Source organism: Soonwooa sp., from assembly GCF_032062245.1.
Taxonomy (GTDB): domain Bacteria; phylum Bacteroidota; class Bacteroidia; order Flavobacteriales; family Weeksellaceae; genus Soonwooa.
Map to the genome: position 1 here is coordinate 1 of NZ_DAMBQF010000016.1, position 18,365 is coordinate 18,365.

13 protein-coding genes are annotated in these 18,365 nt (G+C 33.2%); 9 read left to right on the top strand and 4 right to left on the bottom strand.

Going from position 1 to position 18,365, the window contains the following annotated elements; genetic code table 11:
* Window positions 1-166 precede the first annotated feature (166 nt).
* Window positions 167-1,819, bottom strand: coding sequence for a LamG-like jellyroll fold domain-containing protein (locus RT037_RS08820; RefSeq protein WP_313030119.1), 1,653 nt, complete (start codon window positions 1,817-1,819; stop codon window positions 167-169).
* Between the two features lie 133 nt (window positions 1,820-1,952).
* Between RT037_RS08820 and RT037_RS08825 the strand changes: the two genes are divergently transcribed.
* The 8 genes from RT037_RS08825 (at window position 1,953) to RT037_RS08860 (ending at window position 13,819) form a co-directional block, all read left to right on the top strand.
* Window positions 1,953-4,766: a histidine kinase gene (locus RT037_RS08825; RefSeq protein WP_313030123.1), complete on the top strand. Its 2,814-nt coding sequence runs from the start codon at window positions 1,953-1,955 to the stop codon at window positions 4,764-4,766.
* Between the two features lie 5 nt (window positions 4,767-4,771).
* Window positions 4,772-5,518, top strand: coding sequence for a LytR/AlgR family response regulator transcription factor (locus tag RT037_RS08830; RefSeq protein WP_243548682.1), 747 nt, complete (start codon window positions 4,772-4,774; stop codon window positions 5,516-5,518).
* 145 nt (window positions 5,519-5,663) lie between these two features.
* Window positions 5,664-6,077, top strand: a complete 414-nt coding sequence (rpsL, locus tag RT037_RS08835) for a 30S ribosomal protein S12 (RefSeq protein ID WP_002983146.1) — start codon at window positions 5,664-5,666, stop codon at window positions 6,075-6,077.
* A gap of 22 nt (window positions 6,078-6,099) precedes the next feature.
* Entirely contained in the window at window positions 6,100-6,576 is a 477-nt protein-coding gene (gene rpsG, locus RT037_RS08840; RefSeq protein WP_079667158.1) for a 30S ribosomal protein S7, read from the top strand.
* Window positions 6,577-6,584: 8 nt separating this feature from the next.
* Window positions 6,585-8,702: an elongation factor G gene (fusA, locus tag RT037_RS08845; RefSeq protein WP_313030127.1), complete on the top strand. Its 2,118-nt coding sequence runs from the start codon at window positions 6,585-6,587 to the stop codon at window positions 8,700-8,702.
* A gap of 17 nt (window positions 8,703-8,719) precedes the next feature.
* A complete protein-coding gene (rpsJ, locus tag RT037_RS08850; RefSeq protein ID WP_002661363.1) occupies window positions 8,720-9,025 on the top strand; it encodes a 30S ribosomal protein S10 in 306 nt (101 codons plus the stop codon).
* A gap of 141 nt (window positions 9,026-9,166) precedes the next feature.
* Window positions 9,167-11,359 (top strand): TonB-dependent siderophore receptor, encoded by a 2,193-nt coding sequence (locus RT037_RS08855; RefSeq protein ID WP_313030130.1) that lies wholly within the window; start codon window positions 9,167-9,169, stop codon window positions 11,357-11,359.
* Window positions 11,360-11,596: 237 nt separating this feature from the next.
* Window positions 11,597-13,819, top strand: coding sequence for a zinc-dependent metalloprotease (locus RT037_RS08860; protein ID WP_313030134.1), 2,223 nt, complete (start codon window positions 11,597-11,599; stop codon window positions 13,817-13,819).
* Window positions 13,820-13,876: 57 nt separating this feature from the next.
* Here RT037_RS08860 and RT037_RS08865 read toward each other — a convergent pair whose 3' ends face one another.
* The 3 genes from RT037_RS08865 to RT037_RS08875 are packed head-to-tail and all read right to left on the bottom strand — an operon-like array spanning window position 13,877 to window position 17,952.
* Window positions 13,877-14,269 (bottom strand): hypothetical protein, encoded by a 393-nt coding sequence (locus RT037_RS08865; RefSeq protein WP_312322627.1) that lies wholly within the window; start codon window positions 14,267-14,269, stop codon window positions 13,877-13,879.
* A gap of 2 nt (window positions 14,270-14,271) precedes the next feature.
* A complete protein-coding gene (locus RT037_RS08870) occupies window positions 14,272-16,968 on the bottom strand; it encodes a hypothetical protein (protein WP_313030137.1) in 2,697 nt (898 codons plus the stop codon).
* Between the two features lie 3 nt (window positions 16,969-16,971).
* Window positions 16,972-17,952 carry a hypothetical protein gene (locus tag RT037_RS08875; protein ID WP_313030140.1) on the bottom strand — a complete coding sequence of 327 codons (981 nt, stop codon included), beginning with the start codon at window positions 17,950-17,952 and terminating at the stop codon, window positions 16,972-16,974.
* A gap of 149 nt (window positions 17,953-18,101) precedes the next feature.
* Between RT037_RS08875 and RT037_RS08880 the strand changes: the two genes are divergently transcribed.
* Window positions 18,102-18,341: a hypothetical protein gene (locus RT037_RS08880; RefSeq protein ID WP_312322607.1), complete on the top strand. Its 240-nt coding sequence runs from the start codon at window positions 18,102-18,104 to the stop codon at window positions 18,339-18,341.
* Window positions 18,342-18,365 lie beyond the last annotated feature (24 nt).

An 18,365-nucleotide genomic window follows, 5' to 3' on the forward strand; every position in this document is an offset into this window, starting at 1 on the left:
GCTCAAAATTTTTCAGAATAACTTTTCAACTTACACAGTTAGTGAGATACTACCTATTAAAAAATAGCCACAAGAAAATTTATCATCTTGTGGCTAATTATTTAATTAATATTGGGGTCAATAAAAAGTTTTTTAATAATCAGGTTAATAAGCTTACTCATCATTTTTATTTTTTGATAAATTTATGTGATTCTGTATTACCCTCTTTTGTTGCAATTACAATTGTGTATACTCCTTTTGGTAGATGATTTACCGCTACTTTTTTTTCTTCAGATAATGTTGTTTTATATAGAGCAATTTTGCCTGTATTGTCATATATTTTTATCCAAGTATTATTTGAAATTTCACCTTTAATTTGAATATAATCTGAAGTTGGATTCGGAAAGATCGTAAATTTATTATTTCCTTTTTCTATATCTTTTACAGAAAGTGAATTTGAAGTTCTATAATTTTTTAGTTGTGATATTTCTTGAGATGATAATGCGCGATTATAGAAAAATAACACATCAATTTTGCCATTAAATCTTTTTACAGGAGATAACGTGCCACCACTAGTACCGCCACCTAAATAAACGGATTTTAGGTTGTTAAGTAATCCTACAGCATTGTAACCACTAGTATTCATTCCATAATCTATTCCATCAAAGTACATGCGCATTCCTATGTTGGCAGAAGTTTTATGTACAATTGCAATATGATGCCAACCACCTGTGCCAAAACCTATATTCTTTTCACTCCAAATATTATTCACGCCAAGCCAGCCCCATGCATCATAAATTGCTGTAGGGTTTACTTGATGTCTGAAATACAGTGTTTCATTCATCTCAAAGACTGTAGGATAAGGTATTGTAGCAGTTATGCCATCAGTATAGTACCAAAATGCAATGGTAAATTCTTCGTTTCCTAGATCGTTAGAAATGTTACCGCTTCCTGGTATTCCGTTTTTATTCATTAATGAATATGATTGTTGAAAAGAAATACCTTTTCCGTTAATCGTATTTACAAAAGGGATATTGTTATTATTGGTTTCTTGAAATTTGTAGTTTCCGTTATGACTGGTTAAATTATTTTCAAAATTAAAATAAGCAAGTAAATTGGTGGTAGGGTAAGAGTTGGTAACCTCTCCTTGGTATTCATTAAAAATCTGTTGTTCTGTTAAGGTTGTATCATATATTTTCAAATCATCAATCTGGAAACCTTTGTCAGAAGATAAACCAGAAGCTCCTGTTGTACCTATATATAATTTTTTCTCTGAACTATTCGTGTTAATTGTTATATTAGAGGTTCCAACTAACTGCCCATTGATAAAAAGATTTCCTTTTGAAAGAGAACTAGAAGGGTTATAAGTAGCAGCAATGTGATACCATGTTCCAAATTTAAAATATTGGACTTTGTTGGTTTCATTTCCCCAATAATAATTTCTTATGGTATTGTTTGGACCATGGCTAAATCCAAAAGATTCTCCATTAGAATTAGCACCATATCCTACAAAATGCTGAATGTCATACTGAGTTATGTCTGTAATTCTTACCCAAAAAGATATGGTTCTTGCTGCATTACCAACAGGTAAATTAGGGAGTACAGATGAAACAAAAAAATTGGTTGTGTTAGGAATACGAATTAATGATCCAGATGCAGCTCCGAAACGATCGGGAGAATAATAAGGAGACGCTGTAACTCCATTACTATACATCGTAAAGGTATGAGCAGGGTTATTGGTTTCTGCTAATGAATTATCAAACTTAAAATGATAAATAGGATTTTGCGCTTTTGTTAAAAAGCCAATCATAATCAATAAAATGTAGAAGTATTTTTTCATAATTTTAATATTAGTTGTACAAATATGACTTTTATAAATTTCAACTTAACACCCGTTTTAAATGAAACCTTGTTTTCGGTGAGTGAAATAGTTTTTTGCATGGAGTAATATTTATTAATTTGTAATTAGAAAAATGAAATTCTTTTTATCATACCTTTTTTTGGTTTTCTGGGCGACTTTTATAAATGCTCAGAATATTTTCTATGATCAATTAAATACAGAGTCTGGATTGCCAAGCTCAACTGTTTTTGATATATTTCAAGATTCAAAACGCTTTATATGGCTGGCTACAGAAGAAGGGCTAATAAAGTATAATGGTGTAGATTTTAAAACTTATTCTCATCCAGACTTGCATTCTAAATCTGGATCTAACATAAAAGAAGATGTTTTAGGTAGAGTTTGGTATCAAACTTTTGATGGGTATCTTTATTATGTAAACAGTAAAGATGAGCTAGAAACTTTTTCGCAGACCAATAATATTGGCTTTGTTAATTTTGTAATTACTAATCAATATTTAATAAAAGCTCATTGGCAAGGTATTGAAATAAGAGATTTGTACTCTCTTAAAAAAATTAAAAATATAAAAATTAAAAAATTCCAAACCAGTTTTTTAGATGTTTTAGATGATGAAATTATCTTAGGAAATGAAACTACACAAACCATATCCCTAAAGAAATGGAAAACTAAGATTATTGAAAACAAAGAAATAAAGCGGAGTATAAAAGTTCTTTCTTACAAACTCGGCAACCAAATTTATTTTTTCACTCAAGACAAATATTTTAAGTGTAAACTTCTTAGTTTTGATAAAGAAAAATTTACGCACTTAGCTAATTTTTCTATTGATAAACAGGTTCAAAATTTTGAAATTATCAATCAGGAGGTTTGGTTATGTACCAAGGAAGGAGTAAGAGTCTTCTCAATGAATGGTAAAGAATTATCGTTCACTAAAAATCTTCCCAAAGATGATATTTCTAAAGTTTTTAAAGATAAGAACAATGTTTTTTGGTTCTCATCGCTTAAAAATGGAGTATATATTATTAAAAATTTTCAGACTTTAGAATTGCAAATCCCTAGTGAAAAGTTCACTAGTATTACAGATGATGGTGAGAGAATCTATGTGGGAGGGAGCTCTGGTAAAATTTATACCTTAAATGAAAAACTACAGTATCAAAACTATTGGCAAAGTAAAGATGCTTATCCTGTTTATTACCTTAATTTTAATGCTGATGTAGATTATAATTTTTTCTCAGCAAATGGCTTTTATATTCAACACAAAAAAAGCAAGCGAATTGCACATTATAATAGTGCGGTAAAACATCTTTTTCCTTTTTCTGAAAATCGTTTTTTAGTATCAGGAACTGGTTTTGTTAATACCATTTCTACTCGTCCAAAATTAACTTGGGAAAATAATCTACTTACAAATATAAGAGGAAAATCTATTGTTTATGATGCTCTATATGATAGGGTTTTAGTTGCAAGTAATAATGGGTTACTAGAACTTAAAAAAAATAAAGTGTCTTCTTTGTTTTTTAATGGTAAAATACTGCATATTAAAAATTTAATTATAGAAAATGATAGGGTAATTGCGCTGAGCAACCATGGAGAGCTATTTGAAATTAAAGGATTGGCTATCAAAAAAATTAAAACTAATCGTCTTTTTAATCTAATGTTAAAGGACGAAAATCAGGTTTTATTGATAGATAAAAACACTGTTTTTAAACTTCAATCTTATCAGTTTAATAAACTTTTTTCTCTAGGAAAATTTTTAAGAATAAAAGGGATTAACTATTTTAAAGGCAGTTACTACGCTATAACAGAAGATAAAATTATAAAAATTGACAATAGAAAGACCTCATTTACATCATTTCAAACTCCTCAAATAATTATTGAAAACATTGCAGTTAATGGTATGTTAGTTTCTTTAGAAAAAAAACTTAAATATTCAGAAAATGATGTCCAAATAAATTTTAATGTATTAAATTTTGATTTTGATGATGATTATCAAATTGTTTATAAAGTTAATGGCGTATTAAAAAATTTAAACAATAATTCTAAAAATATAAAACTCGTAGCGTTAGCGCCTGGAGAATATTCTATTCAGCTGGGGTTAATGAACAAAAACACGTCAGAAATTAAATTCACTATAAAACCCATTACATTTGAAATTTTACCGCCTTTATGGAAGCGTGCTTGGTTTATCACTATAATCATATGTAGTTTTTTACTCATGAGCTCCTTGCTGTATCGCTGGAAAATTATACAATTAAAAAGGAAAAATGCAGAGAAAATAGCGCAAATAACTTTAGAAAAAAATTTAAAAGAATCAAAATTACAACTCATCAAATCCCAGATGAATCCTCATTTCTTTTTCAATGCCATCAATAATATCCAATCCTATATATTTACTAATGACACCCAAGTTGCATCAGCCTATTTGTCTAAATTTTCTAAATTAACAAGAAAAATTTTAGAACTATCAGACACAGATACGGTTGCCTTACAAGATGAAATAGATACTCTGAAACTTTATTTAGAATTACAAAAAATGAGGTTTGAAGATTTTAACTTTAAAATTTACTATGAGCAAGACATTTTTTTGAATGATGTAAGAATCCCAACGATGCTTTTTCAGCCTTATGTAGAAAATGCCATTTTACACGGACTTGCTCATAGTAACGGAGAAAAAAATCTCTCAATAGAATTTCGTGTTGATAGAACTCGTCAATTAATCACCACAATAAAAGATAACGGAATAGGTAGAGTAAAATCAGCAGAATTAAATAAACTCAATACCTCTAAACCTAAATCTTTTGCAACTAAAGCTAATTTAGACCGTATAATGTTACTGAATAAAGATCAATATAATATCACAATAGATTATACAGATCTATATGATGAGAATGAAGAAAGCAACGGAACTCTAGTAACTATAAAAATGAAAATATAAATATAATGAAGGCAATAATAATAGAAGATGAAAAAAGAGCACAAATTTATTTAAAAGGAGTCATCAATCAAGTGGCACCAGAAATAGAAGTGGTAGCTATCTGTGATGATTTGCCATCAGGAGTTTTGGCAATAAGAAAATTTCAACCAGAGATGGTTTTCCTTGATATAGAAATGCCAAAATATAACGGATTAGAAATTGTGAATTTTTTTGGTAAAGATGAAATCCAATTTAACATCATCTTTACAACAGCATATAACCAATATGCTATTCAGGCCTTTAAAACATCAGCCTTGGATTATCTGCTAAAACCAATTGACCCAGAAGAACTAAAAGAAACAATGGAACGGTATAAACAGAAACAGCTCACCACTTTTCATAAATTACAAGTAGCTAAGTTAAGCATAGCTCATACAGAAAGGATAGCCATTCCTGATGGTAATAACTTAATAATGATTGAAGTAAATGAAATCCTTTACCTAAAAGCGGATAGTAACTATACTGACATACACTTAACCAATGGAAAAAAATATACTACAAGTAGAATTTTGAAAAACTTCGAAGAAACCCTATCTTCTTATTCTCAATTTTTCAGATGTCATAAATCATATATAATTAATATATTACATACGCTAAAATTTAGTAGAGTAAATGGAGGAACTATAGTTCTAAAAAATGATGTAGAAATACCCATTTCAATAGAAAAAACAGACACTTTTCTAAAAGCATTCAAAAAAATCCCAAGATTTTGAAAAATCAAGTTTTTTTTTAGTCAAATTAAAAAGAAATATTGGGGGTACATAATTATGTAAATCAATATTTTAATTATTTATGAAATGAAACTTTGTTATTTCAAAAAATATTTATAATTTTGCACCTTAAAATAAAAGCAATTAAATGCCTACTATTCAACAATTAGTAAGAAAAGGAAGAGCCACGCTTGCCAAGAAGAGCAAATCGGCTGCCCTTGATTCTTGTCCACAAAGACGCGGTGTATGTACGAGAGTATATACAACTACACCTAAGAAACCAAACTCTGCACTTAGAAAAGTTGCAAGGGTAAGACTTTCTAACGGTAAAGAAGTCAACGCTTATATCCCGGGCGAAGGACATAATCTTCAAGAGCACTCGATAGTATTGGTAAGAGGCGGAAGGGTGAAAGACCTACCGGGAGTACGTTACCACATCGTAAGAGGTGCGTTAGACACTGCAGGTGTTAACGGAAGAACACAGAGAAGATCGAAGTATGGTGCTAAGAGACCAAAACCAGGTCAGGCAGCAGCTGCTCCAGCTAAAGGAAAGAAAAAATAATCATTAAATAAGGTACAAGACAATGAGAAAGACAAAAGCTAAAAAAAGACCGTTGTTACCAGATCCGAAGTTTAATGATCAATTGGTAACAAGATTTGTAAACAACCTTATGTTAGACGGGAAGAAGTCTATCGCATTCAAGATTTTCTATGATGCGTTAGATATCGTTGAAAACAAAAAAGGTGACAACGAGAAAACTTCTCTAGAAATCTGGAAAGATGCATTAACTAACGTTATGCCTCATGTAGAAGTAAGATCTAGAAGAGTTGGAGGTGCTAACTTCCAAATTCCTATGCCAATCAGAGCTGATAGAAAAATTTCTATGGCTATGAAATGGTTAATTAAGTACTCTAAAGCAAGAAATGATAAGTCAATGGCTCAGAAATTAGCTGCTGAAGTTATCGCTGCTGCTAAAGAAGAAGGTGCTGCATATAAAAAGAAAACAGATACTCACAAAATGGCAGAAGCTAACAAAGCTTTCTCTCACTTTAAATTCTAATTAAGACAATGAGTAGAGATCTTAAATTAACTAGAAATATTGGTATTGCTGCGCACATTGATGCTGGTAAGACTACAACAACTGAACGTATCTTATTTTATTCAGGTAAAAATCACAAGATTGGGGAAACTCACGAAGGTGGTTCTACAACTGACTGGATGGAGCAAGAAGCAGAAAGAGGTATCACTATTACTTCTGCAGCTGTAACTGTTGATTGGAAATTCCCAACAGAGCAAGGTAAGCCACTTCCAGATGCTAAAGATTACCATTTTAACGTAATCGATACACCGGGACACGTTGACTTTACTGTTGAGGTTAACCGTTCATTAAGAGTGTTAGATGGTTTAGTGTTCTTATTTTCTGCTGTTGATGGTGTTGAGCCACAATCAGAAACTAACTGGAGACTAGCTGACAATTACAAAGTTCCTAGAATGGGATTTGTAAACAAAATGGACCGTCAAGGTGCAGACTTCCTTAATGTTTGTAACCAAGTTAAAACAATGTTAGGTTCTAATGCAGTGCCTATCGTTTTACCAATTGGTGAAGAAGCAGACTTTAAAGGTGTTGTAGACTTAGTTAAAAATAGAGCTATCGTTTGGCATGATGATAACTATGGTTCTACTTTCGACATCGTTGACATTCCTGAATCAATGTTAGACGAAGTTAAGCAATTCAGAGGTCAATTGATCGAAGAGATTGCAGCTTATGACGAAAACCTTCTTGAGAAGTTTATGGAAGACGAAAACTCTATTACAGAGGAGGAAATCCATACAGCTTTAAGAGCAGCAACTTTGGATATGTCCATCATTCCAATGACTTGTGGGTCTTCATTCAAAAATAAAGGTGTACAGTTTATGTTAGATGCTGTTTGTCGTTATTTACCATCTCCGATGGATAAAGAAGCGATCCACGGTACTAACCCTAAGACTGATGAGCCTATTAGCAGAAAACCATCTGTTAATGATCCATTCGCAGCCTTAGCATTCAAAATTGCTACTGACCCATTCGTAGGTCGTTTAGCATTCTTTAGAGCTTACTCTGGTAGATTAGATGCTGGTTCTTATATTCTTAACACAAGATCTGGTAACAGAGAAAGAATCTCTCGTATCTTCCAAATGCACGCTAATAAGCAAGAGCCTATCGAATTTATCGAGGCTGGTGATATTGGTGCTGCTGTAGGATTTAAAGATATTAAAACAGGTGATACATTATGTGATGAAAAGAGCCCTATCGTTCTTGAATCTATGGTTTTCCCAGATCCAGTAATTGGTATCGCAGTTGAGCCTAAAACTAAGGCTGACCAAGATAAAATGGGTAACGCTTTGGCCAAATTGGCTGAAGAAGATCCAACTTTCACGGTTAAAACTGACGAGGCTTCTGGACAAACGATCATCTCTGGTATGGGTGAGCTTCACTTAGATATCATCGTAGACCGTATGAGAAGAGAGTTCAAGGTTGAAGTTAACCAAGGACAACCTCAAGTAGAGTACAAAGAAGCTTTAACAGTTACAGCTAACCACAGAGAAGTTTACAAAAAACAATCAGGTGGTAGAGGTAAGTTCGCAGATATCGTATTCGAAATTGGTCCTGCAGACGAAGGTAAAACAGGTCTTGAATTCGTTAACGAAATTAAAGGTGGTAACATTCCTAAGGAATTTATCCCTTCAGTAGAGAAAGGTTTCAAAGAAGCAATGAAAAATGGTCCATTAGCAGGATTCGAAGTTGACTCAATGAAAGTTACTCTTAAGGACGGTTCATTCCACGCGGTTGACTCTGATCAATTATCTTTCGAATTAGCTGCTAAGTTAGGTTTCAAATCTGTTGGTAAAGCTGCTAAAGCTGTTATCATGGAGCCAATCATGAAACTTGAAGTAGTAACTCCAGAAGAATATATGGGAGATATCGTTGGTGACCTTAACAGAAGAAGAGGTACAGTTAACGGTATGGATGACAGAAATAACGCTAAAGTTATCAAAGCATTCGTTCCACTTTCAGAAATGTTTGGTTATGTAACATCATTAAGAACATTATCTTCTGGTAGAGCATCGTCTTCTATGGAATTCGAAAGATACGAAGCTGCTCCTAATAACGTTGCTGAAGACGTAATCGCTAAAGCTAAAGGTTAATTTTAAATTAGATTAAAATGTCACAAAGAATCAGAATAAAACTTAAGTCTTACGATTACAATTTAGTAGACAAATCTGCTGAGAAAATCGTAAAAACGGTTAAAGCAACTGGTGCTGTAGTTAACGGTCCAATCCCTTTACCAACTAACAAAAGAATCTTCACTGTGTTGAGATCTCCGCACGTTAACAAGAAAGCAAGAGAACAATTCCAATTATCAGCTCACAAGAGATTGATGGATATCTACTCTTCTTCTTCTAAAACTGTAGACGCTCTTATGAAGTTAGAACTTCCTTCAGGTGTTGATGTAGAAATTAAAGTGTGATACTAGCATACTTTGCTATGATTATAGAATCCCTTTCCATTATTTGGAAAGGGATTTTTTTTATGCTTGTTCGTGACAAAAATCATTCATCAGCGTTTATTTAGAATTAATAAAAATAATAGATTTGTAAAAAATAAATACATGAACAAATTAGTATCTGTTTCTATCCTTATTCTTGCTGGTGCTTTCGCTAACGCACAACAAGTTAAGAAGGACACTCTAAAGAAAGAAACTGAAATAGAAGAAGTTGAACTTTTTGGTTTGAAAAATAGACAACCAGAAGGATTAGAAGTGATTACGAGACTACCACTTAAGACTAGAGAGCAAATACAAAGTATCTCTGTTATTTCACACAAAGTAATTGAGAATCTAGGAGGATTAACAATTACAGAGGTAGCCAAAAATATTCCTGGAGTAACCCAGTTTGGGAGCTACGGAGGAACAAGAGAGAGTATGTCTATTAGAGGATATCGTGGAGTTCCTGTTCTTAAAAATGGAGTGATGATGGATTCTGACTTCAGAACCGGAGCGATGCTAACAGATATGCAAGGTGTTGAAAGTATTCAGGTTATTAAAGGTTCTGCTGCAGTTACGCAAGGTATTGGAGACGGACTTGGAGCAGCTGGAGGAGTTATCAATGTGGTAACAAAGGGACCTCAATTTATTAACAAAGGAAATGTCGGATTTAGATATGGAAGTTGGGATTTTTATAGACCAACATTAGATATTCAACGTGTATTAGATTCTAAAGGGCAACTAGCATTTAGATTTAATGCCGCTTATCAGAATAATAATTCATTCAGAGATTATGTATCTACAGACAGAATTTATGTAAATCCATCATTTGCTATTAGACCAGATGATAAAACGGAAATTATTGTTGAAATGGATTATATGCACAACAATACTACACCAGATAGAGGAACGGTTAATTTGGCAACAGGAGATATTAACGCATTGTATGAAATGCCAAAAGGAAAATTCCTTGGTTTCTCATCAGATAATGTAAAAACTAATAGTTTTAACTTTTCAACTGCTGCTACTAGAAAATTAACCGACAAGTTGAAATTAAGAGCAGCTTACATGAGTTCGTCATACCACTCTGATAATATTGGAGCTTCTTTGTCTCCAGTTGATTCGAAAAATCCAAATGAACTAAGAAATCGTACTATCGGCCGAAGTGGCAAAGAAGATATTAACAAAGTTTTACAGTTGGATTTAATTGGTCAAGATGTGCAAACAGGATTCTTGAAGCATACTTTTCAATTAGGATTTGATTGGAAAGAAACAGATGTAACAAGTACTGCATATGATGCTAAGAAATCAGATGGAACAATAATAAAAAATGTTGATCAAATTAATGTACTTACCGATATTAATAACCAATTACCTTATGATATAACTTGGAGTGCCAAGACACCAATCAATACGCTGGCAAGTACGTTTGGATTTATGGCTCAAGATGTTATTACAGTTAATAAATATGTGAAAGCTCATTTGGGTATTCGATATAGCCATCTAAATGCTGCGAAAGAAGGAATGAAGAATGAAGCTTGGAATCCTTCTTTTGGATTAATGTTGTTCCCTGTAGAGAACCTCAATGTATTTGGATCGTATACAACAACAACCGCTTTGAGAAGCTCTATGAATCCATTATTCGGAGGAGGAACCGTTGGAGCATCAATAACAGAACAATGGGAAGCAGGGATTAAATCGGACTGGCTAAATGAAAAACTTAGGTTTAATGTAACTTTGTTCGATATTAAGACGGATAATCTTTCTTATGCTATTAATAATGAAGCTGGTCAATCAACAGGTTTATACGGATTGGCTGGAGAGTTGAAAAGAAAAGGAGTGGAAGTAGAGTTAATTGGTAGAATTCTTCCAAATCTTCAAGTTATGACAGGTTGGGCATATCTTGATGCACAATACCAAAATAGTCCATCTTATGTTAACGGATCAGCACCTATGAATTCTCCAAAGCATACAGCTAATGTATGGTTGAATTATAAATTCAATCAAGGTATTTTAAATAGATTAGATGTTGGAGCCGGAATATATTATGTAGGACAAAGACCTGTAGATGAATGGACACAAAAAACTATTAATACATTACATGTTAATAGCGTAACTCCTGGTTTAAAACCATTTATGATGAAAGAGTATACTACAGTGGATGCGCAGGTTGGTTATGCACTTAAAAATGGAGTGGGTGTTCGTGTTTTCTTTAATAATATTTTTGATGCTGTTGGTTACAATTCGTATTTCAGAGGAGGTTACATTGACCAAATTCAGCCTCGAAACTTTGCAGTACAACTTAACTACAAATTCTAAAAACACTTTTTCATTTTTCAATTTAATATTTCTTTGACAAGAGGCGACCTCAAAATTTTGAGGCCGCTTTTTTAATTTTGAAAATCATATCAAAAATTAAATTTTATTCTATATGTTATAAGAGTACAATTTAATTCATAAAATGTATTTAGTTCTTAAAATTTAATTAAATATTATTAATGTTATGCGCGTTTTTGTTGTTGAAGTAATATATTTGCGCCCTAACTTTTTATTTTTATGAAATTAATAATTACAACTTTTGCTTTGGCGCTATCAGTTCCTATGCTACATGCACAATGGATAAAAGTAACGCCTAGCAGTATTGAACTTAAAAACAGCAATCTTAATAATGCAAGTTTTTATAAAGTTGACATCAAGCAAATACAAACGCAGTTACTATCAGCTTCCAAAGTTGGAGCAGGACAAACGGTTAATGTGTATGTCCCAACAACTTCTGGAAAGATAGAACGTTTCGCAGTAAATAGCTTTCCCGTAATGGACGAAGCTTTAGCGAAACGATATAATCTAGGTTCGTATGTGGGCGTTGGAATTGACGATCCTACTAAAACAATTCGTTTTAGTGTTGCGCCCAATGATTTCCAAGCTACAATTATGGGTGGTGACAGATACGAGTTTATCAGTCCAACGAGTTTAGATAAAACTTACTATGCTATTAGTGAAAAATCTAATAAAAATGGACATTCTTTTATTTGTAGTACTAAAGAAAATCCAGAATCTGTAGCACGTTTGCAAAAACTAAAAGATGAGGCGGCTACTGCAAGTAAATCCAGTAATAAAACCTCCCACACCCTTCGTTTGGCAATGTCTGTAACTGGTGAATATACAAGTTATTTTGGAGGTAAGGCAAATGCTTTAGCACAAATTAATGCGACTCTTACACGTGTTAATGCTGTGTTTGAGCAAGAATTTAACCTTCATGTTAATGCTATTGATGCTCCAGCTTTAATTTTTGAATCTGCATCAAGCGATCCTTATAGTTCATCATCACAAATGTGTAAATGGAATTATGAATTAATGAATGTTTTGCACGGTGGACAATATGGTGTAACAGATGCTAGTTTTGACATTGGACACTTATTCGGTGCTACTGGAGGTGGCGGTAATGCAGGGTGTATAGGTTGTATAGGTAGCAATGATGTGTCTTATACAGCTGTTTCAGCTAGCGATCCAGACGGTTGTGGTTATGCATTTAATTCTCCAAACAATTATAAAGGTAGTGGCATTACGTCTCCAGGCGATGATAAACCATTTGGTGATAGTTTTGATATCGATTATGTTGCTCACGAGATGGGACACCAGTTGGGAGATAGCCACACATATAGTTTCTACGAACAATATTTGAATACTGAAGTAGAACCAGGTTCTGGATCGACAATTATGGGTTATGCTGGTATTACAGGGTCATCAACAGATTTACAATCACATTCTGATCCATATTTCCATTCAATAAGTATCGATCAAGTGCAGACAGTATTATCTGGCAATGTGAGTGTGAAAAATCCTATTACTAACGGGACGCCAGTTGTTACTGCGATGCCTACAACTTATACTATTCCAAAATCTACAGCTTTTGTATTAACGGCTCAAGCAACAGATCCAGATGGTGATGCTTTAACTTATTCTTGGGTAGAAATGAATCCTAGTAAATTGGCAAACGGTGTTACAAAATCAAATATTGGTAACACAACAAGTGGTGCAAGCTTTAGATCATGGATGCCATCGACTAGCCCAACTCGATATTTTCCAAAATTAGCAACAGTTTTAGCGGGTAATCTTAAAAATACTTTGGACTTCGAAGCGGTGTCCACCGTTACAAAAACTTCTAATTTCCGAGTGACAGTTAGAGATAACAAACCAGCTGGTCAAGCGCAAACTGCCTATGCAACACAAAAAATTGTTGTTGGATCTGCTGCAGCTTTCACTGTAAACGCACCAACTGGTAGTGCTGGTAGTCCTATTAATTTAACTTGGGTTGTTTCGGGGACAAATGCTTCACCATATAATGTTACTAATGTCAAAGTTGATTATACTGCTGATAATGGTGCGACTTGGGTGACGCTTTTGGAGACAACTCCTAATAACGGAGCCGCTTCTGTAACTTTCCCAGCGGAGTTAGCTAACAAAACAGTTATCGTAAGAGTTTCTGCAATTAATAATGTGTTCTACGCAGTTAAGAAGTTTACTTTAGGAGCTCTTGCAACTTCTGAAGTTAACAAAACTGCTGTTAAACTTTATCCAAATCCAGTTGTTGATGTTGTACATTTCTCTAATGTGAAATCTACAGTTGTTTACGAGATCTTCAATGCTGCTGGTCAACTTGTGATGAAGGGTGAATCTAAAGATGCACAGATTAACGTTTCTAAATTGCTTAAAGGTCTTTACCTTATTAAAACCAATATTAACGGCGAATCATCATCTACCAAATTTGAGAAGAATTAATTTCTTTATTAAATAGAATAAAAAAAGAGATGGAATTTTCCATCTCTTTTTTGTTATTTATTGGCGTACTTCAAAGTATTTATAATCTTCTTCTGCGCTTGGTTCTTTTTCAAAACTTAACTTCGCTACATTGTCGACTTTGTATTTGTATTTAATGGTGTCGCCAGATTGTATGTTGGCTTCGTAATAAAATCCATTCTCTGTCCACCAAGTTCCAGAAGTTTGATAGCGTTGGGCACGACCTTGGATTTTTGTTGCATTATCTGCGACAAATTTTCCATCCGCGGCTCTGGTTATTGTGCGAGACCTCGTGATTGATGCATTGTCAAATGCCATAGACCATTTTCCAATTAATTGACTATCATGGTTTTTGCTATCACCAGTATTGGATTTTGATGCGTTACAATTTAATAATGTCAAAAGACCAAAACCTAAAAGAAGAGTTTTCATATTTACTTAGTGGTATAATATTTAAAATAAAGACATCTACTTTGCAAATCTTTGAAGGACTGCGTATCCGCATAGTTTTGTTTTAACTGTGCAAAATAAGTTCTGTATTTGTCATTTTTAGTTTTGTCAATTTGTGCATCAAAAGCTTTACGTTTTTGTTCATAGTTAGGATCGTCCCAAGATAAATTATTTTGTTGTTTAGACTCCCACTGATAATATTTTCCTTGCTCCGCACTTGCCATTTGGAACAAGATTCTTGCTTTTTGGTCTTTGTCAGTTGTTTGATCCAAAGCTTTTTTGTAATAATTAATTGACAAATCAAAATTCTCTGGTTTTATATAACTCGTGTACGAATAGTTTTTGTAGTAATATTTGTACGGAGTGTCGGTTTTCCAAAAATCATATTTGTTCCAACCAGCATTGTTAAGATCCATCACAAAAAGTTCGCGATAATATCCCAAAATAGAAGAGTTGTACAACATGTTTCCGATTAACTGATTGGCTTGCGCTGCCTTCGGACCAGTTCCCGCTCCAATTTTTTGAAGTTCAATCGCGGTATTTGCTAATTCCAATTTGTTCATATCTGCTCCGATCATTGGGAAATCCGATACAAAACTTTCAGCTTTCATACTTTCGGTTTCAGCGCTTCCAAAACTCTCCCATACATTATGGCCAAAAACTAATGGCGATATATTATTAAAACCATTATAAATACTAGGATCTGTCGGCGTCTTGTTATCATTAGTATTATTGTACATACTTAAATCATTTAAACCTCCAAAATCTTTTATTTTAGAATAGTAATCTTTCGCCTTAGTGAAATTTGCATTTCGCATTTCTTGATCACCATAGATTAAATTGAAAAACGCATCAGGATTTCCTTTGATGTCAATATTTTTAGAAACAACTTCTTTTTCGAAAGCGGTTTTGTTGTCTTTGTTAATGAATGATTGTAGTTTTTTCGCCAAATCTGCGTTTGGGCTGTATTGTAAAGACGATAACGAATTGTTCATCAAATAAGCTTTTCCATCTTCACCTTGCAAAAAGTAACGATTTGCTAAAATATCAACCAAAAAATCTGAAGTTGATGGCGGCGAATAATCGTAATATTCTGTACTGTCACTTGCTTTTTTCTCAGGTTTAATGAAATACTCTTTGTATTCGGTCATTAATTTGTTTTCGAAATCTGCATCAATTTTCGGTTGCGAAACGATAGCATTTAGCGCTTTCATTTTTTTGATTTCTTGAAGATATTCAGGATTGTTGGTTTTAATATCGTTCAAAATATTATTACTCGCATCGTAATCTTTTTTCAAAAACTTAAGATAAGCAGAGGCAATTTTCCAAAATTCGTCGTTTGATTTGTCTTTTGTTTTATCAATAAATTTATCAAAATCATCGATGTAGTTGAGGACTTTGTCGTTGTCATCCCAAAGATTATCCTTTGCTGAGAAAAACGGAATTCTATTAGGATTATTGAGATAAGATTTGTCGCTTAAGTTTGCGCCTCTTTCTGTTGAATCGTCAGAACTTCCACCAAATAAGTTTTTGAAAAAGCTGACAATTCTCGACCAAAAGCTAGGTTTCTCAACTTTTTGTTCTGTAGTTGATGTTGTAGATTTTGTGCTAGAATTTTCCTTTGAATTTCCACTAGTTGTCGCTTCTCCTTGGTTGTTAACCTCGTCAGAATTGTACATAATCGGAAGATAGCTTCGCTCCAACTCGTTGATGCTTCGTGCTGCAAGAACTTTCAAGATTTCTGAATTTGGATCGATGTCATACATTTTTTCCATCGCAGGAATCGGGTTGCTGTAATCTCGATAAGCTAACAGGAAAGTCGCCATATTCTTCTCTTCCGGTGATTGTGCGCGCGCCATCAGATCTTTGAAAGACGTACTATCCGACAATTGCATCGATGTGAAAGCCGACTCTTTTCTCGCTTTTGAAAACGAAAATACTTTAAAGAAATTCCAATTCGCGTCCTGACCTTTTCCTAAACCACGCAACGCACCAGCCATTTGATCCAAAGCTAAATAATAAGGCGCTGACTTTAGATTAAGAGGTTCAACATATTTTTTGAAAGCGTCAACGGCTTGTTGATAATTCTGGGTATAATGATTAAATCTTACTATTTGATAAGCGTAACGTAGCTTTATTTCAGGATTTTTTGCTGCATTATAAAGGTTGGTTAATGCGGTCATGGTATTGTTAAAATTCAAATTACTCGCATTAACAGAGGCCGTTTGCTCCGAAAAATAATAGTTGTCTGGATTACCCACAAATTTGATTTGCATATAAGGCTCCATATATTTTGCTTGTAACAAATAATCAATGGCTTCCTTATTTTGGGTATAAAAATTCGGTCCTAACTTTTTTAAAAATGTATTGTTAGTCTTTCCTTTTTTAAACTCATTAAGATCATAATAAGAAACTTTATTCACTAGATATTCGGTCTCGGCATAATTGTATTTATTTCCGAAAAATTTCTGCCAAGCTTCGATATTTTCATCATGAACATGGACTTCATCACCATAGAATTTGGAAGAATAACTTAACAAAAACGGCAGGTAAGATTTGTCTTTAATAATGCTCTGCGTGAAGAGATTAAAATATTCGTAATCTGGATCGTACCAAGCACAAGCTTGTGTCTGTTGATTGAGCGCAAAGAGAAGAAGCGCACTGATACCTATTTTTTTCATAATTTATTTCAGAATGTTTTTATAATGTTGTGTAAACTGGCTATCTAGATGATAATAGATAATTTGGTAAGGATATTTTAGCTTGTTGTCGATAAAGTTAATACTTTCTTGGATATCCGATTCGGGGATTTCTTCAACTTTTATTTCGAAACCTTTGTTAAGATACATCCCAAAATAGAAGTCATCTTTCAAAACTTTATAGTTGTTTTCGCCAACTTTTTCAAAATTTGGATTTTCTAAATCGGAAGTTTTTACGGCGTTAATGAGTTTGTGTTTTCCTAAATGATTGGTCACAATCGCCCACGAGTAGATTGGAAGAGCAATGTCAAGTTTCACAGGATAATCTTCGATGTTGCTGAGATAGGATTTTAAAAGTTTTAAATCTAAAATCGAATTTTTATGAGATTTTTCTAAAGGCGAAGACGTCGAATAACACATCAAATACAACTTTTTAACTGGCGGAACTCCCATTGTTTTTTTATCTCTTACCTGATGCAGACGCAATGTCGATGTAATGTCGCGTTTCGAAATACGTTGAAGTTCTTTCAAAAATAGAAAGTAATCGTCCTTTGTTCCTTTTGTCCAATCGCTGTCAATTTGGATTTCGTTAGCCAAATCAAAATTCATTTTTTTTGAAATCTCATTAACTTGATCAAAGGTTTTTTGTGCTAAAAGCGTGACGTCTTGTTTTGAAATTTTGTACCAAGTTTCGTTGGTGATGAATACAACAGGAACTATTATTTTATTGATTTTAGAAGTGTCTTTCCTTTTTAAAATACCAACAGCTTCATAATTGTTTCCACTTTTTTGTATATCAAAGAAACGAGTGTAAAGATTTTCTACTTTCGATTGGTTGAGAAGTTTAGATTCTTCTTGATTTAAACCAAATGTGCTTCTCCAATAATAAAAACCATAGTCATGATCTATGTTTTTGTTACACGACCATAATAGTAATAGTAAAAAAAGGTATAATAGTTTTTTCATGGTTTAAAAACTTATGTCGAATTTATTGATTTTTTTTCACAGACATCAATTTAACATAATAAAATATTTTATGTTTTTTAATTAAAAGCTTGCATAGTTTTAGTTTTAGTTTTAGTTTTGAGCTGATTAACAAACTAAAATTTCACAAAATGAAAAAATTATTATTAGTTGCAGCTATAGGTGTTGCAGGAATTATGAGTGCAAATACAATTGCAGTGGATAGCAATAATATAGAATATGCCGCGCAAAATATTGAAACAAATACGAAAATTTATGATTGTTTACTTATTCAATATGATTGTGGTTCTATGGGAATAGCGTGCGGAAATAATATGGCAGAAATTATTGAAATGGCTTGGAATGGATATGATTTTATGTGTAATGACTAACAGTATTAGTATAATTTAAAATCG

Excerpts from the sequence above, each read along its gene's own strand:
- RT037_RS08820 (WP_313030119.1), bottom strand. The coding sequence starts at position 1,819 with ATGAAAAAATACTTCTACATTTTATTGATTATGATTGGCTTTTTAACA.
- RT037_RS08825 (WP_313030123.1), top strand. The coding sequence starts at position 1,953 with ATGAAATTCTTTTTATCATACCTTTTTTTGGTTTTCTGGGCGACTTTT.
- RT037_RS08830 (WP_243548682.1), top strand. The coding sequence starts at position 4,772 with ATGAAGGCAATAATAATAGAAGATGAAAAAAGAGCACAAATTTATTTA.
- rpsL (WP_002983146.1), top strand. The coding sequence starts at position 5,664 with ATGCCTACTATTCAACAATTAGTAAGAAAAGGAAGAGCCACGCTTGCC.
- rpsG (WP_079667158.1), top strand. The coding sequence starts at position 6,100 with ATGAGAAAGACAAAAGCTAAAAAAAGACCGTTGTTACCAGATCCGAAG.
- fusA (WP_313030127.1), top strand. The coding sequence starts at position 6,585 with ATGAGTAGAGATCTTAAATTAACTAGAAATATTGGTATTGCTGCGCAC.
- rpsJ (WP_002661363.1), top strand. The coding sequence starts at position 8,720 with ATGTCACAAAGAATCAGAATAAAACTTAAGTCTTACGATTACAATTTA.
- RT037_RS08855 (WP_313030130.1), top strand. The coding sequence starts at position 9,167 with ATGAACAAATTAGTATCTGTTTCTATCCTTATTCTTGCTGGTGCTTTC.
- RT037_RS08860 (WP_313030134.1), top strand. The coding sequence starts at position 11,597 with ATGAAATTAATAATTACAACTTTTGCTTTGGCGCTATCAGTTCCTATG.
- RT037_RS08865 (WP_312322627.1), bottom strand. The coding sequence starts at position 14,269 with ATGAAAACTCTTCTTTTAGGTTTTGGTCTTTTGACATTATTAAATTGT.
- RT037_RS08870 (WP_313030137.1), bottom strand. The coding sequence starts at position 16,968 with ATGAAAAAAATAGGTATCAGTGCGCTTCTTCTCTTTGCGCTCAATCAA.
- RT037_RS08875 (WP_313030140.1), bottom strand. The coding sequence starts at position 17,952 with ATGAAAAAACTATTATACCTTTTTTTACTATTACTATTATGGTCGTGT.
- RT037_RS08880 (WP_312322607.1), top strand. The coding sequence starts at position 18,102 with ATGAAAAAATTATTATTAGTTGCAGCTATAGGTGTTGCAGGAATTATG.